The organism is Streptomyces sp. NPDC037126 (assembly GCF_055605965.1).
On record NZ_JBVJTD010000014.1, the window covers coordinates 16443 to 33731 of the forward strand.

Sequence of the window (17289 nt, forward strand, 5' to 3'; positions counted from 1 at the left end):
CCTCGAATTCCCGGAGGAAGAAATGCCGATCGTGACCGTTCAGCAGGGTCCGCGCGACGTCGAGCTCAAGCGCGACCTGGTCGCCCGCATCACGGACGCCTTCGTCGACGCGTACAAGATCCCGGCCGAGACGGTTCAGGTCTGGATCCAGGAGGTTCCGGCGGACAGCTGGGCCAACGCGGGCAAGCTCGTCGCCGACAGCTGAGCCCCCACCCCCGACAGCTGGACACCCCCCTTATCTCCCCCGTTCCCCTTCCCCCTTCCCCCGGCCGCGGTCCCGGACGCCCCTCACGGCGCCGGGACCGCGGCGCTTCCTCGCGAGCAGGAGAGTGAGAGCACCGTGCCGGACACCATCACCGCCGCCGACGGCGTCGACACCAGCCGGCTGGCCGCGTGGCTGGACGCCCATCTGCCCGGCCGGGGCCCGCTGGGCGCGGTGCGGCCGCTGGCCGGCGGGCGGTCCAACCTGACCTACCGGCTCGACTGGGGCGACCGCGTCCTGGTGCTGCGCCGGCCGCCGCTCGGGCACGTCCTGGCCACCGCGCACGACATGGCCCGCGAGCACCGGGTGCTGACGGCGCTCGGCCCGACCGGGGTCCCGGTGCCGCGGACGTACGGGCTGTGCACCGACCCGGCGGTGCTCGGGGCGCCGTTCTACCTGATGGGGCTGGCCGACGGCATCACCTACCGCGGCGACGCGGACCTCGCGCCGCTGGGTCCGGCGTCGGCGGTGCGCACCACGCACGCGCTCGTCGACACCCTGGCCCTGCTGCACGCCGTCGACCCGGCCGAGGTGGGGCTCGGTGACTTCGGCCGCCCGGCGGGCTTCATGGCGCGGCAGGTGGCCCGCTGGCGCCGGCAGTGGGAGGCCTCCCGCACCCGCGAGGTGCCCGGCGCCGACCTGCTCAACGACCGGCTCGCGGCCGGCTGCCCGGACTCCGGGGCGGTCGCGCTCGTGCACGGCGACTACAAGCTGGACAACGTGCTGTTCGACCGGGCCGAGCCCGGCCTGGTCACCGCCGTCCTGGACTGGGAGATGTCCACGCTCGGCGACCCGCTGGCCGACCTGGGGATGCTGTGCATGTACTGGGACGGATTCGCGGGCGCCGACCGCTCCCCCGTCGCCACCCCGGGCGCGCTGCCCGGCTGGCCCGGCCGCCGCGAGCTGGTGGAGCGGTACGCCGTCCACCACCCGGCCGGCCTCGAACGCCTCGGCTGGTACACCGCGTTCGCCTTCTACAAGCTCGCCGCGATCCTCGAGGGCATCCACTGCCGCACCGTGCAGGGCCTGACCGTCGGTGAGGAGTCCGCCGACCTGGCCTCGGCCGTCCCCCTCCTGATCGCCCGCGGCCACGAGTCCCTCGACACGGCCGGCTGACCCCGGAGCGGACCGGCCCGCCGACCGGCCCCGCGCCGGGCGTCCGCGCGGACCGCCCCGCCCCGGGGTGGGGGGAAGGGGGCGACCAGCACGACCGGTACCCGTCCGCCGCCACGCACCTCGCCCCGCCCCAACACCCGCAGGCCGACCTCCCCGTGCCGGCGGCCCGCCCCCAGACCACCCAGACATCGGAGACACGCCATGGACTTCTCCTACGACGACCGGACCGAGGAGCTGCGCGGTCGTATGCGCGCCTTCCTCGACGAGCACGTGCTGCCCGCCGAGCCCGTGTTCCACGCCCAGCACGCGGCGGGGCACCCCTGGGGGCGGCCCCCGGTCCTGCGGGAACTCAAGGACGAGGCGCGGCGCCAGGGGCTGTGGAACCTCTTCCTGCCCGACGACCGGTTCGGCGCCGGGCTGACCAACCTCCAGTACGCGCCGCTCGCCGAGATCACCGGCCGCAGCCCCTTCATCGCCCCCGAGGCCGTCAACTGCGCGGCCCCCGACACCGGGAACATGGAGGTGCTGGCCCTCTTCGGCACGCCCGGGCAGCAGGACCGCTGGCTGAAGCCGCTGCTGGACGGGGCGATCCGGTCCGCGTTCTGCATGACCGAGCCGGACGTCGCCTCCTCGGACGCCGCGAACATCGCCACCCGCATCCGCCGGGACGGGGACTCGTACGTCGTCGACGGCCGCAAGTGGTGGTCGTCCGGCGCGATGGCACCGGAGTGCGAACTCCTGGTGGTGATGGGCAAGACCGACCCCGACGGGCCCCGCCACCGGCAGCAGTCGATGATCCTGGTGCCCCGGGACACCCCGGGCGTGCACGTGAAGCGGGGCGTCCACGTCTTCGGCTACACCGACGGACCGCACGGCGGGCACGGCGAGGTGGTCTTCGAGAACGTACGGGTACCGGCCGAGAACCTGATCGCCGGCGAGGGCGACGGGTTCGCCATCGCGCAGGCCCGGCTCGGCCCCGGCCGGATCCACCACTGCATGCGGCTGATCGGCATGGCGGAACGCGCCTTCGACCTGATGTGCGTGCGGGTGAGCCGCCGGGTCGCGTTCGGCCGCCCGCTGGCCGAACAGGGCGTGGTGCGCGAGTGGATCGCGGAGGCCAGGGTCCGCATCGAGCAGGCACGCCTGCTGGTGCTGAAGACGGCGTACCTGATGGACACCGTCGGCAACAGGGGCGCCCACACCGAGATCCAGGCCATCAAGATCGGGGTGCCGGCCATGACCGAGTGGGTCCTCGACAAGGCGATCCAGGCGCACGGCGGCGGCGGGGTCTCCCAGGACTTCCCGCTGGCGGAGCTGTGGGCCCACGCGCGCACCCTCCGCCTGGCCGACGGCCCCGACGAGGTGCACCGCGCCTCGCTGGCGAAACGGGAACTGCGCCGGTACACGGACAATTAAGCCGCCGTTTCCCCCGGACCGCCTCTCCATACGGAGGGGCGGTTTTTTCGGCATTACGGGCCGGTACCCGGGGTACCGGTCACCGGATTATTCGGTACCCGACGGCCCATGCCTCCCGTTCTCCGTCCTTCTAGTGTTTTTCCCATGACGGAATACGAGCGAATAACCAACGACCGCGACAACAGGATCGTGGTCACCGGAATCGGTGTCGTGCTCCCCAACACCTTCTCGGTCGACCAGTTCTGGACCAATGTCTCCCAGGGCCGCTCCCAGGTCGGCCGGCTCACCCGCTTCGACGGCCCCGAGGCCGGCCTCCCGGTCCACGCGGCCGCCGAGATCAACGGCTTCGACCACCACCCCTTCCTCCCCCAGCTGACCGACGCGCACGCCGCCAAGTACTCCCGCGAGATCCTGATCTCGATGTCCGCGGCGGCCGAGGCCCGCCGGGACGCGGGCCTTCGCGACGGCGACGTGGACCCGCGCCGCCTCGGCATCGTGATGTCCTCCAGCCGCGGCCCGCTGTCCTGGTGGCGGGACGTCATCTCCGGCGCCGACCCGGGCGCCTACGGCGACAAGGGCGCCATGTTCCGCGGCCTGCCCGGCTGCCCGGCCACCCTGTCCGCCATCTACAACGGCGCCCAGGGCCTGGTCACCACGGTCAGCAACGCCTGCGTCGGCGGCCACCAGGCGATCCAGCTGGCACTCGGCGAACTGCGCTCCGGTGCCGCCGACGCGATGCTGGTCGGCGGCCACGAGTTCCCGATCCTGCCCGAGGTCGCCTCCTGCTACCGGGCGATGGGCCACGGCGTGCTCTCCTCCGAGCAGGACGACCCGAGCCGCGCGGTCCGCCCGTACAGCGCCTGCCGGGAGGGCTTCGCGCTCGGCGAGGGCTCGGTCGTGCTCTGCCTGGAGCGCGCCTCGGCCGCCGAGGCCCGGGGCGCCCGGGTGTACGCCGAGATCCTCTCCGCCGCGTCCCTCAACGAGGCCGCCCACCCGACCACCATGGACCTGACCGGCAAGGTCACCGCATCCGTGATCGAGGACGCGCTCGCCGCGGCCGGCCGCAGCGCCGACGACGTCGACTACTTCTGCGCGCACGGCACCGCGACCCGCTACAACGACATCGCCGAGTCCCGCGCCCTGCGCGCCCTGTACCCGGAGCGCACCACCGCGGCCCTGCCGCCGCTCAGCTCCAACAAGCCGATCTACGGCCATACGTTCGGCCTCGCGGGCATCATCAACGTCGCGGCGACGAGCCTGATGATCCACCACCGGACCATCGCGCCGACGATCAACTTCACCACGCCCGACCCCGATTGCGACCACGACCATGTGATCGAGGGCGCCCGTCCGGCCGAGGTGGACCTCGCGGTCTCCATGTCCTTCGCCTTCGGCAGCCAGACGGCCGTCGTCGCGGTGGGGGCGCCCTCATGAGCCGCCCGCTGATCGCCCGGGACGTCGACGACCTCGTCCGCCGGCTGGTGCGCCCCGGCGACCACGTCCACCTGGCGGGCACCCCGTCCCGCCCCAACGCCCTGACCTACGCCCTGTGCCGGGTCTTCGGCGCCGAGGGCCGGCTGACGGTCTCCACGACGGCCGTGCACTCCTCGGCCCACGCGCTCGCCCTGTCCGGCGTGGCCGAGAAGGTCATCGCGGGCTTCGCCGGCGACACCTACCCCTCCCCCCGCCCCAACCCGCTGTACGCGGACCTGGCCGAGGGCAGGCCGTTCACCTTCGAGGCCTGGTCGCTGCTGTCCTACGTCCAGCGGCTGATCGCCGGCGCCCAGGGCGCCCCGTACGCGGTCACCGGCTCGCTGGCCGGCACCGACCTCGCCGGGGGCAAGCCGGACGAGCTGCACGTCGTACCCGACCCGGCCGACCCGGACCGCGAGGTCACCCTGGTGACGGCGCTGCGCCCGGACCTGACCCTGGTGCACGGCGTGGCCGCCGACGAGGACGGCAACATCGCGCTGGTGCCGCCGCTCGGCGAGGGCGCGTGGGCGGCGTACGCGGCCCGGCGCGGGGTGATCGCCTCGGTGGAACGGATCGTCTCCCGCGAGGAGATGAGCGAGATGGCCGACCGGGTGGTCATCCCCGGCCAGCGCGTCCTGGGCCTGACCGAGGCCCCGCTCGGCGCCCACCCCCAGTCCCTGCGCACGGCCGGGCTCGCCGGCGTGGACGGCTACCTGGACGACTACGCCTTCCTGGAGGAGATCGTCGACTCCTGCCACGGCCCGTCCCGTGGCACCGGCTGGTACGAGTCCTGGGTGACCGGCCCCGGCTCCCACGAGGCCTATCTGACCCGCCTCGGTGCGGCCCGCCGCGCGTCCCTGACCGACCCGCTGCGGCCGCCCCGGGCCGCGTCGTCCGACTACGAGGCCGAGATCGAGGCCTGGGCGGAGATCTACCGCTGCGAACGCTCCGCGGTGGAACAGGCGTTGCGCACGGCGGCGGCCCCCCGCGGCGGCGCCGCACCGCACCACGCCCCGGCCCGCGCACCCGGTGGCGCAGGCCGCACGAGTGGGGCGGGCGGGAACGCGCCCACCGAGGGCGAGGCCGAGGCGACCCGACAGGAACGCCTCATCGTCCTGGGCGCCAGGGCGGTCGCGGACCAGGTCAGAGACCACGGCTACGACACCCTGCTGGCCGGCATCGGCACGTCCCACATGTGCGCCTGGCTCGCCGCCGAACTCCTCAGGGCGGGCGGTCACGACGTCAAGGTCGTGGCGGAGCTGGGCATGTACGGCTTCTCGCCCGAGCCGGGGGACGTCTACCTCTTCAGCCTCCTGCACGCCCGGCGCAGCGAGATGCTCGCCGGCATCCCCGAGATCCTCGGCGGCATGGTCGCGGCCAACCCGCGCGCCCTCGGTGTGCTGGCCGCCGCCGAGATCGACGAGACCGGCACCATCAACACCAGCCGGTCCGCCGACGGCCGCTGGCTGACCGGATCGGGCGGGGCCAACGACATCGCGTCCAGCACGGACTGCGTGGTCATCGCCCCGTCGTCCCGGCGCCGTTACGTGCGGCAGGTCGGCTACCGCACCAGCCCGGGCCACCGCGTCCGCGAGGTCGTCAGCGACTTCGGCCGCTTCACCCGCGAGGCCCGGCGGGACACCGGTTTCCGGCTGGCGACGTGGCTGCCCGCGGAGGAGGCAGCCGACGACGCCGCGGAGATGCGCCGGCGGGCCGCGGAGGCGGTGGCCACCCGTACCTCGTGGACGGCGGACGTCACCGCCGTGGTCCCGGAGAAGCCCGTCTCGGCCGAGGAGCTGGCGCTGCTGCGCGCCCTCGACCCGGCCGGCCGCTACCGGTGACGGTGCCCGGCGCCACCCCGAACCCCCACGCCTTCTTCCCCCTTCCAAGGAGCTTCACCATGCACGCACGCACCGAAGGCCGCACCTGGACCGGCACGGGTCTGAAGTTCACCGGCCTCGGCCACTACTTCCCCCGGCTGCGGCGCAGCCACGAGGGCGAGGTCACGCTCGACGGGCGGACGTACCCGCCGCAGGCCGCCGCCGAACTCGGCGTGCGGAGCCTGCACGTCGCCGCCGAGGACGAGACGGTGGAGTTCATGGCCGTCGAGGCCGCGAAGGCCGCGCTCGCGAAGGCAGGCCGGGAGGCCGGCGACCTGGACCTGGTGGTGCTGGCCAACTGGACGGACCGGCAGTGGATCCCGGAGATCGCCCCCGGTGTATCGGCGGCGCTCGGCGCCCACGGGGCACTCGCCTTCGACGTGTGCGGTGCCTGCACCGGCTTCGTGCACGGCGTGCAGACGGCGGCGGCGATGCTGAGCGCGCACCCCGGCTGGCGCAGGGCCGTCGTGGTGGCCGCCGACCGCTTCACCCGCCGGGCCCGGCCCGGCACCCGCGGCCAGCTCGTCTTCGGCGACGCGGCCGGTGCCGTGGTGCTGGAGAAGGGCGACCCGGACGACCCGAGCGGCCTGCTGGACTCGGTCCTCGACTGCGACGCGGCGGAGGCCGACACGGTCGCGGCCCGCGCGCCGGAGGGCTGGCTGCGGCCCAAGCCCGAGCTGATCGACCTGGCGGTCTCCTCCAGCCTGCGCGTCGCCGGCAACGTGCTGACCCGCAACGGCCTGAAGACCTCCGACATCGACTGGCTGGTCCCGCACCCCGGCAACAACGCCATCCACGCGGGCGTCCGCGACGGCCTGGACCTCGACCCGGCGCGCTTCCTCACCAACTTCGCCGACCGGGGCAACACCGGCTGCGCGTCGATCCCGATCGCCCTGTCGGAGTTCTCCGAGAAGGGCCTGCTCAAGAGCGGCGACCTGGTGCTGTCCACGGCGGTCGGCTCCGGCTGGTACTACGGCGGGCTCCTCTACCGCCTCTGACCGACCACCCCACCCGAGAAGCGAAGGACCCCGCCATGACCACCACCGCACCACTCGCCGTCTGGACCGACTTCGGCGGCGTGCTCACCCCGCCGGTCTCCGTCACCTTCAACGAGTTCGCCGACCGGGTCGGCGTCCCGCTGTGGTCGCTGAAGGAGGCGATGCGCATCGTCGGTGAGAAGTACGGCACCGACCCCATGGGCGCCATCGACATCCCGCTGATCGACGAGGCCACCTGGTCGAGCGAGCTGGAGGACGTGCTCGGCAGCCGCTTCGGTGTCGTCGCCGACCTGGAGAACTTCGGCGACCGCTGGTTCGCCGGGCGGCCCGCCAACGCCCTGTGGGCGAGGCACCTGGAGGAGTTCCGCGCCCAGGGCGCCTTCGTGGGCCTGCTGTCCAACCTGCCGCCCTCGTGGGAGAGGCACCGCCGTTACATGGCCGACGACTCCCTCTTCGACGGGATCGTCTGCTCGTACGCCGTCGGCTCCCGCAAGCCCGAGCCGGAGATCTTCCGGATCGCCGCCGAGCGGGCCGGCCTGGAGCCCCACCGCTGCGTGCTCGTCGACGACCTGGAGAAGAACGTCGCCGGCGCGATCGCGGCCGGCTGGCAGGCCGTGCTGTTCCACGACGCCGGGCAGGCCGCCCGCCAGGTCCAGGGCCTGCTGGACGCGGCCGCCCCGGCCGCCGCCGCCCGCTGAACCGACCCCGCCGACAAGAAGAGGTACCGCCATGACCGTCCTGCCCCTGCCCCGCACCGCCGCCGCAGCGGCGAGCCGGCTGACCACGCAGCGCACCCTCGCCCGCCACCTGGTGCACCGCGCGGCGCTCGCCGAGGTGTTCCTCACCGACTTCCAGTCGGTCGACGAACACACCTTCCGGGCCGCGGCCCAGCTCCCGCCGCGCCACTTCTACTACGGCGACCACACCACCCGCCCCGCCGCGCACGACCCGCTCGCGGTGTTCGAGGCCGTACGGCAGATGCTGCTGTGCGCGATGCACCTGCAGCACGACGCCGGCTCCGACACCAAGTCGATCACCGCCACGGCCACGCTGGACATCTCGGACGCGGCCCCGCTGCGGGTGCGCGGCCCCCTGGACCTGGCCCTGGAGGGCGCGGTCGAACTGGCCAAGAACTACCAGGGCGCCGTCTCCCGGGTGGTGCACCGGGTGCGGGTGCTGGCCCGCGGCCACGAGGTCGGCGTGATCACCGTGGACACCGCGCAGCGCCCCGACGACGTGTACGAGAAGCTGCGCATGAGCCACCGCGCGAGCCCGCCGCCGTCCTCGGACACCCTGCCGGGCCGTACGGACGGGGTGGCGCCGGCGCCCTGGCTGGTGGGCCGGGAGAACGCGGAGAACGTGGTCCTGGAGGACGCCCGCGACGACGGCGAGTCGCTGGTGTGCCGGCTGCGGGTGCCGGTGGACCACCCGAGCATGTTCGACCACGCCCAGGACCATGTGCCGGGCCCGGTGATGATGGAGGCCGCCCGGCAGGCCTCGCTGCTGCTGGCCGCCGACCGGCGGGGCGTCTCGCCCGGCTCGTCGTTCCTGGCCGGGGTGAGCGCCGAGTACCTGCGATTCGCCGAACTGGACTCCCCCATCACCGTGGTGACCACCCCGGCCGGTCTCGGCTCGGACCTGCTGACGGACGTGGCGTTCGTGCAGCAGGGCGAGGAGGTCGCCCGGATGCGGATACGACTGGACAGCACCCTGACCCCCGGAGCCGGCGATGCGCGTTGACCCTCCGGTCTATCTCTCCTCCCCCGAGCGGGTGCTCGGGGAGCACGCCCAGCCGGTGGCGGAGGCGGTCGCCGAGGCGCTGATCACGGCGGACACCGCGGAGAAGTACGGGTACGAGGCGCTGCGGGTCAGCGAGCGGGCGCCGGTGGAACTGGCCGTGGACTCGGCCGCCCGCTCCCTGGCCGCCGCCGGCGTGGACGCGGCCGCGCTCGGCCGGGTGCTGCACGCGTGGACGTACCACCAGGGCCACGAGTTCTGGTCCCCCGCGCACTACATCGCCGACCGGGTCGGGGCGCGCGGCGCGGAGCCGGCCGGGGTGCAGCAGATGTGCAACGGCGCGATGGCCGCCGTCGGACAGGCCGTGCGCGACCTGCTGGCCGATCCGGCGGCGGGGCCGGTCCTGGTGACCACCGGCGACCGGTTCGCCGCCCCCGGCTTCGACCGGTGGGGCGGGGACTACGGCGTCTGCTATGGCGACGGCGCCACCTCGGTGCTGGTCACCCGCGCCCCGCGGGGGCGGTCGGTGCGACTGCTGTCGACGGCGACCGTGGCGGTGGCCGCGCTGGAGGGCATGCACCGGGGCGCCGCCCCGTTCGGTCCCGCGCCGCTCAGCGGGGTCAAGACGCTGCAGCCGAAGGCCGCGAAGAAGGAGTTCCTGACCGAACACCCCGACCTGCCGTTCGGCCCGCTGGCCCGTGACGCGGTGACGGGTGTGGTGGCACGGGCGCTGGCCGACGCCGGTGTCGCGGGGGACGATCCGCGGCTGCGGGCGGCGGGGCTGCCGCGGCTCGCCCGGCATGTGACGGCCGAGGCCTACGAACCGGCGTTCCGCGAGGTGTGCTCCGCCCCGGTGGTCCCGCTCGGCGCGGACACCGGTCACCTGGGCGCGGGTGACGCCGTCGCCAACCTCGCCGATCTGCTCGACCGGGACGACGTACGTCCCAAGGACCTGCTCGTCCTGCTCAGTGCCGGTGCCGGGTTCACCTGGTCGGCCGCGATCGCGGAGGTGGAGTCGCTGTGACGGACATCGGAGAACGGCCCGCGGGGGCGCTGGAGTTCGGGGGCGCGGACCCCGTGGAGCTGTTCCGTCTCGACGGCCGGGTGGCCCTCGTGACGGGGGCCTCCAGCGGGCTCGGCGCGCACATCGCCCGGGTGCTGACCGCGGCGGGCGCCCGGGTGGCCCTGGCCGCGCGCCGGGACGGGCCGCTGAAGGAGCTGGCCGGCCGGCTGCCGGGGGCGCTCGCGGTGCCGTGCGACGTGACGCTCGCGGCGGACCGGGAGCGGCTGGTGCGCACGGTCACCGCGGAACTCGGTCCCGTGGACGTGCTGGTGAACAACGCGGGCCTGTCGGAGACGGTGCCGGCGGAACGGCAGTCGGTGGAGATGTTCCAGAACATCCTGGGCGTCAACCTGACGGCGGTGTTCGCGCTGAGCACGGCCGTGGGCGCGGGCATGCTGGAGCGCGGCCGGGGCTCGATCGTCAACATCGCCTCGATCTACGGCCTGGTGGCCAGCGGCAGCCTCCCGCAGGCCGCGTACACCGCGAGCAAGGGCGGAGTGGTGAACCTGACCCGGGAGCTGGCCGCCGAGTGGGGGGCGCGCGGGGTGCGGGTGAACGCGCTGTGCCCGGGCTGGTTCCGGTCGGAGATGACGGAGTCGATGCTGGGCACCGACAAGGGCCGCTCCTGGGTGGAGCGCCGTACGCCGATGCGCCGCGCGGGCCGGCTGGACGAGCTGAACGGCGCGCTGCTGTTCCTCGCCTCGGACGCCAGCTCGTACGTGACCGGCACGTCCCTGCCGGTGGACGGCGGGTACGTGGCCCTGTGAACCGGCCGGAGCGCACGGCGGGCGGCACCCTGGGGGTGACCGCCCGCCGGCGCGTGCGGGCCGCCGGGCGCTCTCACGCGGCGCTGCGGCGGCGGGGGCGGGGCGGACGGATCGCGCCGAGCTCGACCGCCTTGTTGACGGCGTCGAGGCGGGAGACCGCGCCGAGCTTGTCGAAGATCTTGCGCATGTGCCGTTTGACGGTGCCCTCGGTGATGCCGAGCCGCGCCCCGATCTGCCGGTTGCTGAGCGCCGCGGCGACCAGCGTGAGCACCTCGGCCTCCCGCTCGGAGATCCGCTCGGCGGGTGCGGCGGCGCCGCCCTGCGGGTGCCCGCCGCCCGCCGGCATGGTCACGGTGACCGTGCGCCGCCCGGCGTCGGCGCGCTCCCGGATCGCGGCGACGAGGGTCTGCCGGCTGACGCTCTTGTGCAGATAGCCGCGGACGCCGAGGGCCAGCAACTGCCGTACCAGGACCGGGTGGTCGTCCATGCTGACGATGATGACGCGCAGCTCGGGCCGCCGGGCGAGCAGCCAGCGCACCGTGGCCGCCGGGTCCTCGTTGTGCGGCATCTGCACGTCGAGCAGGGCCACGTCGGGCCGGAGTTCGGCGGCCGCGCGGATCGCGGCCTCGGCGTCGCCGACCCGGGCGACGACCTCGAAGTCGGGTTCCGCGGCGAGCAGGTCGCACAGCGCGTCCCGCAGCAAAGTGTGGTCGTCGGCGACCAGGATGCGGGTGACGGGCTCGGTCATCGCCGCTCCTCCCGCCCTTCGTCGCCCCCGACGGGGATCCAGCAGGTGATGCGGGTGCCGCGGCCGGGGGCCGAGGTGACGGTGGTGATGCCGCCGAGGGCGCGGGCCCGCTCCTCCATGCCGTGCAGCCCGTTGGCGGCGCCGGCGCGGCGGGCGGCCTCGGGGTCGAAGCCGGTGCCGTCGTCGGTGACGCAGGCGTGCACGTCCCGGTCGCCGACGACGACGTGGGCGGTGACGCGGCGGGCGCCGGCGTGCGCGAGCACGTTGCGCAGGGCCTCGCGGACCACGACGAACACCTCGTCGGCGATGCGCGGGTCGAGTCCGCCGTCGTCGCCGTCCACCTGGATCCGCACGCCCGGTGCGAGCGGCGCCATGGACAGCAGGAAGCCGTCCAGGGCCTGCCGCAGGGACCGGGCGGGCACCCGCGCGGCGCCGGCCCGGCCGCGCAGCGCGGTGGTGACCTCGCGGGCGATGCCGAGGGTGTCCACGAGGGCGCTGCGGGCCTGGTCGAGATGGGCGCGGTCGGCCGGGGCGAGGGAGGTCGCGGTCGCTTCGAGGAGCTCCAGCCGGCGCAGGGCCACCGCGAGCCCGGTGCCGATGCGGTCGTGCACCTCGCGGGCGAGCAGGGTGCTTGCCGCCGTGTCGAGGCCACCTTCCATGTACGTCACTACGGTCCTGCCTTCCTGCGTGGGACACACAGGCGTCCCCCCCGTTGCCGGGCGACGGGCCCGGCGACCTGACACCAGGAAGAATACAGAACGTTCGCTATGTTTTCCAGGCCGAAGCCGGCACGGACGGTAAGGATCAGGGAAAGACGGCGGGCCGGGGCGGCCCGGGTCCCCGAAAACCGAACCCCGTGGCGCCACTTCAGGCCTTCTCCGCCGCCACCCCGCGCTCGACCAGCGGCCAGATGCGCTCCAGCCGGCCCACCACACCCCCGCAGCCGCCACCGCCGGCCCGGCCGACGGGTCGCGCCTCGACGCCGGCGAGCAGGCACTCCACCAGATCCGTCACCAGTTGCGGGGCCGCGCCCGGGTGCAACTCCCCCTCCACCTCGGCCCGTTCGAGGAGGCCGGTCAGCACCGGCGCCCAGGCCCGGCTCCAGGCGCCGACGGGCGCCGGCCGCTCCCGCTCCAGCCGTGCGGCCGAGCGCACCACCGCGTCCCCCTCCAGCAGCACGGCCAACTGCCTGGCCAGCTCGGTGACCGCGGGCAGCGCGGCCCCGCCGCCCGCCGCCGCGCGCTCGGCGCGGTCGCGCGCCACGGCGGCACCGGACTCGCTGACGGCCAGGGCGAGTTGCAGTTTGCTGCGGAAGTGGAAGGTCAGGGCCCCCAGCGAGACCCCGGCCGCGCGGCAGATACCGGTCACGGTGGCACCCCGGTAGCCGTTGCGGTCGATCTCGGCGGCGGCCGCGAGGATGAGCGACTCGCGCGTACGCGCCGCCCTGGCCTGCGTCATCTCACTCTCCCAAGGTGCATGAGGGTCCCTGGCCTCGACGGTAGCCAAAGCGGAGGCACAAATCAAAGCGATCGTTCTCTTTATTTATGCCCGGATCCGCTCTTGCGCGAAACGGAAGGGGCGGCCCCGCTCCGGGACCGCCCCACTCCGCACGCGCTCACCGCGCCTTCTACACCGCCGTGGCGCCCCCGTCGACGGCCAGCGCCGCCCCGGTCACGAAGGAGGCGCGGTCGCTGCAGAGCCACGCGGCGGCCCGGGCCACCTCCTCGGGTCCGGCCATCCGCTTCTGCACCGACTCGGCGAGGAAGACCTGTTCCAGCCCCGGTACGGCGGTGATCGCCTGCTCCAGCATCTCCGTCCGGGTGGCGCCCACGACCAGGGCGTTGACCCGGATGCCGCGCTGCCCGTACTCCGCGGCCGCCGCCCTGGTCAGTCCGAGCACCGCGTGCTTGGCCGCCACGTACGCGGCCGAGGCGCCGGTGGCCCGGGTGCCGGCCACGCTGGAGGTGTTGACCACCGCCCCGCCCGAGCCGCTCTCCAGCATGGCCGGGATCTGGTGGCGCAGACAGTTCCAGACGCCGCGCACATTGACGTCCATGGTCCGCTCGTAGTCGTCGTCGGCGACCTCGTGCAGCGGCACGCCCGCCGTTCCGTACCCGGCGTTGTTGAAGGCCGCGTCCAGCCGGCCGAAGGCGGTGACGGCCGCGTCGACCGCGCGGGCCACGTCGGCGGACCGCGTCACGTCCCCGGCCACCGCGAGCGCCCGGCCCCCCTCGGCGCGCACCTCGGCCACCAACTGCTCCAGCCGCTCGGCCCGGCGGGCCAGGAGGACGACGGCGGCGCCCTCGGCGGCGAACAGCCGCGCCGCGGCGGCCCCGATGCCGCTCGACGCGCCGGTGATCATGGCAACCCTGTCCCGCAGCATGTTCAGACCCCCCACGTCCGGCCGGCGGCCGCCTCGGCGTCCACCGTGCGCAGCAGTTCGCCGTCGATCGCGTCCAGGCCGTCGACCAGGTGCCGTACGCCCGCCTCGCGCATCGACCCCCGCTGGAAGCCGTGCGCGTAGGGGCTGGGCAGCCCGATGAACGGGATGCCGAGCGCCCTGGCCTCCTCCGCCACCCGGGCCACGTCGTCCACGAACACGGCCTGGTCGTACCGGAGCCCGAAGATCTCCGTCGTGATCTCGTGGAGCCCCGGCCGGAACGCGTCGGTGCAGACGTAGCCGGGGCCGTCGAACAGGTGGGCCCAGGCGCCGAGGTGGGCGTCGAAGTGGCTCTTCGGCAGCCCGCCGTAGCAGATCAGCCGCAGGTCGAGCGCCCGCAGCCGGTGCAGCAGCTCGGGCACGCCCGGCTGCACGGCGACCGGGTGGTCGGCCAGGTAGCGCTCCCGCTCGCCGAAGTAGGCGGCGAGCACCTGGTCGGCGGTGAGCCCGCCGCCGACCGCCTCGGCCAGCCGGCCGGCGGCGACCGCCTGTGGCTGGGAGAAGACCGCCCGTTCGGTGTCGGCCGTGTAGCTGCCGCCCCGGTCGACGACGAAGCGGTGGATGACGGGGCTGAACGTGTCGTTGAGCAGGACCCCGTCGATGTTGAGCGCGGCGAGTCTGAGCCGTGTGAGGCGACGCCCCATGTGTGTTTCCCCTCCCTGTACGGCACGCGGGCACGGGTGGTCCCGTCGCGGCCGCGTGCCGCAGAACGTGATGGTCGGCCGGGTGTGCGCCGGACGGCAGGGTCCGGCGCCGGCCTGTGCGGCCGCCGTGCGCGGGCCACCCCCTCGTGGCCTCCGCGGGCCGGCGACGGCCGCGAAACGGCAGCCGCGTGAGATCGGTCTGCCGGAAGTCCCCCTGAAGTTCCCCCGGATGAGAGCCTGTTCGTGCGGTGGCCGGGCGCCGCCGCGGGTGCCGCTAGTGCTCCGGCGCCGGCTCCAGCGTGGTGATGCTGGAGAAGACGCAGCTCTGGTTCTGCAGCGCGAAGGCGAGGAGCCGGCTGCGGCCGCGGGCGTCGTCGGGGAGCGGGTGCACGTGCACCCAGCAGGGCGTGTCGAACTCGACGTAGCGGTAGAAGGCGGCGTCCATGGCGGCCGGGAGCACGGGCCGCGGGTAGGACATCGTGTGTGCGGCCTGCCGCGCCGCCTCCAGCAGCAGCATCCCGGGCACGTGGTCGACGCGGTGGTCGAAGAGGGTCGGGTGGTTGACGTCGATGCGCAGCTGGGTGCGGCCGGGCGCGTCGGTGGGCGAGAGCACGACGTCCTCGAAGTGCTCGCGGCCCACCCGGGCGGGCGGCATCGGCGGGGCCAGCGGCACCACCCGGGCCATGGCCTGGTCCGGGTCGGCGTAGTCGCCGCGCAGCCGGCGGTAGACGGTGGGCGTGTGGCCCACGTAGTCGACCTCCCCGGCCCCGACGCGCACACCGTCGCGCAGGACGTCGACGCGCACGGTCATGGCCGCGAGCCGTCCGCCGCGCCGGACCACGTCGCCGCAGGTGACGTGCAGTTCCACATCGGCCGGGGCGCCCGGGGCGAGCAGCGCGGCCGGCTCGACCGCGTACCGGAACTGGCTCCAGGACTGCGGGTTGCCGAACGGCACGCCGTAGGCCGCGTGCCCGAGCAGCAGCACCGACTGGCGTATCGACTCGGCGATGAGCAGCGGGTCGTGGCAGCCGTGGACGGGCCGGTAGAAGGGGTGGTCCTGCGGCCACCGCGCGGCGACGACGTAGGCGTCCTCCCCCACCTGCCGCCAGTCCGTCACGAGGACCTCGGACGCGGCGGTCTTGTGCACATAGGACTGAACGCTCTGGACAGTGCTGGACATGCGATTCCCCCTAGAAGCATGCGTGAGTGGCACTTGAGCCAGGCACAAACATAAAGAGTGTTCTTTTTCCTTCCGTCAACGCAAGGTAAAGGTTCGGCCACGCGCCCCCCCAAGAGAACGGGCTCAGTGACCGATTGATCCGCTCTCCATGCCGTTTGACCAGCTCGGAATCGGCCCACACTTGACGCACGGCGCACAGCCCGATACCTGTTACCTACAGAACGTTCTAATTTTTTGGAGGCGTCATGCGGCAGCCGAAGCAGCAGCGCGCCGTGCAGACCCGCGAGGCGATCCTGCGTGCGGCGGCAGCCGTCTTCGACGAGCTGGGCTACTCGGGCGCGAGCATCAACCGGATCCTGGAGCGGGCCGGCACCACGGCGGGCGCACTGTACTTCCACTTCAAGTCCAAGGAGGGGCTGGCGCACGCGGTCATGCACGCCCAGCCCGAGACCATCGTGCCGATGGCCGACTCCCACGGCCTGCAGCGGGTCGTGGACGTCACCCTGGTCTGGGCGTACCAGCTCCAGGTGGACCTGATGCTCCGGGCGGGCGTGCGGCTGACCAACGAGGCGACCACCTTCGGCATGGAGGACGCCTCCGGGCCGTACCAGCAGTGGGCGCAGATCATGGAGGACTACCTGCGGGAGGCCGCCGGCAACGGCGAGCTGCAGGCAGGCGTCGACACGCGCGAACTGGCCGAGTACATCGTGGAGTCCTGCACCGGCATGCAGCTGTACTCCAAGGCGGTCAGCGGCCGGGAGGACCTGATGGACCGCGTCGTGCGCATGTGGCGGCTGCTGCTGCCCGGCGTCGCGGTGCCCGCGGTCGCGGTGCGCACCCGCGTCGACCCCGCCCGCGTCCAGCCGGTCGCGGCCGCGCTGGACCGCTGAGGCCCGGGCGCCGTCCGCCGGCGGTCGTACGGGTTCCCATCTGACACCGCGTCAGTTTCAATGGACGGTGTGATGGGACACGCAGGGGCGGCCGCTGCCGCCGTTCGATATCTGGGGCCGGGCCGGGAGCCGGTGGAGCCGCTGCCGCGCCCCGAGTTGCGGTGCGTACGGGAGGACGAGCGGGCGCCCGTGGACCAGGCCGAGTTCCGGCGGGTGCTGGGCGGCTTCGCGACCGGCGTCACGGTGATCACGGCTCCGCCCGCGGCGGGCGAGCCGGGTCCGGCCGGTTTCGCCTGCCAGTCCTTCTCCTCCCTCTCCCTGGACCCGCCCCTCGTCTGCTTCATGGTGGGCCGCACGTCCACCACCTGGCCCCGCATCGCCCGCGCGGGCGTCTTCTGCGTCAACGTGTTGGGCGCCGGACAGGGCGAGCTGTGCCGGGCCTTCGCGGTGAGCGGCGCCGACAAGTTCGCGGGCGTGGCCCACGATCCGGCCCCCGTCTCCGGCTCCCCGCGCCTCGCCGGCGCCGACGCCTGGATCGACTGCGCCGTCCACGCGGTGCACACCGGCGGCGACCATCTCATCGTGGTGGGCCGGGTGACCGCCCTAGGCACCGAGGGACCGGGCGACCCGCTCCTCTTCCACCGGGGCCGGTTCGCCCGGCTGGCGGGCGGCTGA

General features: G+C 74.1%; 18 protein-coding genes. 12 read left to right on the forward strand and 6 right to left on the reverse strand.

Going from position 1 to position 17289, the window contains the following annotated elements; translation table 11 throughout:
• Nucleotides 1-22 precede the first annotated feature (22 nt).
• From dmpI to ACZ7FF_RS27355, 10 genes are all read left to right on the forward strand, one after another.
• Nucleotides 23-205: a 4-oxalocrotonate tautomerase DmpI gene (gene dmpI / locus ACZ7FF_RS27310; protein WP_452983933.1), complete on the forward strand. Its 183-nt coding sequence runs from the start codon at nucleotides 23-25 to the stop codon at nucleotides 203-205.
• A 135-nt stretch (nucleotides 206-340) separates the two neighbouring features.
• Nucleotides 341-1378, forward strand: coding sequence for a phosphotransferase family protein (locus ACZ7FF_RS27315; protein ID WP_470815112.1), 1038 nt, complete (start codon nucleotides 341-343; stop codon nucleotides 1376-1378).
• A 201-nt stretch (nucleotides 1379-1579) separates the two neighbouring features.
• On the forward strand, nucleotides 1580-2794 hold the full coding sequence (locus tag ACZ7FF_RS27320; protein WP_470815113.1) for an acyl-CoA dehydrogenase family protein: 1215 nt from the start codon (nucleotides 1580-1582) through the stop codon (nucleotides 2792-2794).
• Between the two features lie 144 nt (nucleotides 2795-2938).
• Nucleotides 2939-4228 (forward strand): beta-ketoacyl-[acyl-carrier-protein] synthase family protein, encoded by a 1290-nt coding sequence (locus ACZ7FF_RS27325; RefSeq protein ID WP_470815115.1) that lies wholly within the window; start codon nucleotides 2939-2941, stop codon nucleotides 4226-4228.
• Nucleotides 4225-6108, forward strand: a complete 1884-nt coding sequence (locus ACZ7FF_RS27330; RefSeq protein ID WP_470815117.1) for a CoA-transferase — start codon at nucleotides 4225-4227, stop codon at nucleotides 6106-6108. Before ACZ7FF_RS27325 ends, ACZ7FF_RS27330 begins: the two co-directional genes overlap by 4 nt.
• Before the next feature lie 59 nt (nucleotides 6109-6167).
• Complete coding sequence (locus tag ACZ7FF_RS27335; protein WP_470815118.1) at nucleotides 6168-7145, forward strand: 3-oxoacyl-[acyl-carrier-protein] synthase III C-terminal domain-containing protein; 978 nt, start codon at nucleotides 6168-6170, stop codon at nucleotides 7143-7145.
• Nucleotides 7146-7180: 35 nt separating this feature from the next.
• Nucleotides 7181-7843: an HAD-IA family hydrolase gene (locus ACZ7FF_RS27340; protein WP_470815119.1), complete on the forward strand. Its 663-nt coding sequence runs from the start codon at nucleotides 7181-7183 to the stop codon at nucleotides 7841-7843.
• 31 nt (nucleotides 7844-7874) lie between these two features.
• Entirely contained in the window at nucleotides 7875-8885 is a 1011-nt protein-coding gene (locus ACZ7FF_RS27345; RefSeq protein ID WP_470815120.1) for an AfsA-related hotdog domain-containing protein, read from the forward strand.
• The gene (locus tag ACZ7FF_RS27350; protein ID WP_470815121.1) at nucleotides 8875-9906 is read left to right on the forward strand and encodes a 3-oxoacyl-[acyl-carrier-protein] synthase III C-terminal domain-containing protein; all 1032 of its coding nucleotides are present in this window, start codon (nucleotides 8875-8877) and stop codon (nucleotides 9904-9906) included. The genes ACZ7FF_RS27345 and ACZ7FF_RS27350 overlap by 11 nt, the downstream gene beginning before the upstream one ends.
• Entirely contained in the window at nucleotides 9903-10712 is an 810-nt protein-coding gene (locus ACZ7FF_RS27355) for an SDR family NAD(P)-dependent oxidoreductase (RefSeq protein ID WP_470815122.1), read from the forward strand. Before ACZ7FF_RS27350 ends, ACZ7FF_RS27355 begins: the two co-directional genes overlap by 4 nt.
• 73 nt (nucleotides 10713-10785) lie before the next feature.
• On the opposite strand, the gene ACZ7FF_RS27360 is transcribed toward ACZ7FF_RS27355, so the two are convergent.
• From ACZ7FF_RS27360 to ACZ7FF_RS27385, 6 genes are all read right to left on the reverse strand, one after another.
• A complete protein-coding gene (locus ACZ7FF_RS27360) occupies nucleotides 10786-11460 on the reverse strand; it encodes a response regulator (RefSeq protein WP_470815124.1) in 675 nt (224 codons plus the stop codon).
• The gene (locus tag ACZ7FF_RS27365; protein WP_470815548.1) at nucleotides 11457-12119 is read right to left on the reverse strand and encodes a sensor histidine kinase; all 663 of its coding nucleotides are present in this window, start codon (nucleotides 12117-12119) and stop codon (nucleotides 11457-11459) included. The genes ACZ7FF_RS27360 and ACZ7FF_RS27365 overlap by 4 nt, the downstream gene beginning before the upstream one ends.
• A 208-nt stretch (nucleotides 12120-12327) precedes the next feature.
• Nucleotides 12328-12918, reverse strand: a complete 591-nt coding sequence (locus ACZ7FF_RS27370) for a TetR family transcriptional regulator (RefSeq protein ID WP_470815126.1) — start codon at nucleotides 12916-12918, stop codon at nucleotides 12328-12330.
• A 169-nt stretch (nucleotides 12919-13087) separates the two neighbouring features.
• Nucleotides 13088-13843 carry an SDR family NAD(P)-dependent oxidoreductase gene (locus tag ACZ7FF_RS27375; RefSeq protein WP_470815128.1) on the reverse strand — a complete coding sequence of 252 codons (756 nt, stop codon included), beginning with the start codon at nucleotides 13841-13843 and terminating at the stop codon, nucleotides 13088-13090.
• 2 nt (nucleotides 13844-13845) lie between these two features.
• Nucleotides 13846-14544, reverse strand: a complete 699-nt coding sequence (locus ACZ7FF_RS27380) for an HAD family hydrolase (protein WP_470815129.1) — start codon at nucleotides 14542-14544, stop codon at nucleotides 13846-13848.
• A gap of 274 nt (nucleotides 14545-14818) precedes the next feature.
• Nucleotides 14819-15724 carry a ScbA/BarX family gamma-butyrolactone biosynthesis protein gene (locus tag ACZ7FF_RS27385; RefSeq protein ID WP_470815131.1) on the reverse strand — a complete coding sequence of 302 codons (906 nt, stop codon included), beginning with the start codon at nucleotides 15722-15724 and terminating at the stop codon, nucleotides 14819-14821.
• 245 nt (nucleotides 15725-15969) lie between these two features.
• On the opposite strand from ACZ7FF_RS27385, the gene ACZ7FF_RS27390 reads away from it, so the two are divergent.
• Together ACZ7FF_RS27390 and ACZ7FF_RS27395 are read left to right on the forward strand one after the other, a co-directional pair.
• Nucleotides 15970-16614, forward strand: a complete 645-nt coding sequence (locus tag ACZ7FF_RS27390; RefSeq protein ID WP_470815133.1) for a ScbR family autoregulator-binding transcription factor — start codon at nucleotides 15970-15972, stop codon at nucleotides 16612-16614.
• A 72-nt stretch (nucleotides 16615-16686) separates the two neighbouring features.
• Nucleotides 16687-17289 carry a flavin reductase family protein gene (locus ACZ7FF_RS27395; RefSeq protein ID WP_470815135.1) on the forward strand — a complete coding sequence of 201 codons (603 nt, stop codon included), beginning with the start codon at nucleotides 16687-16689 and terminating at the stop codon, nucleotides 17287-17289.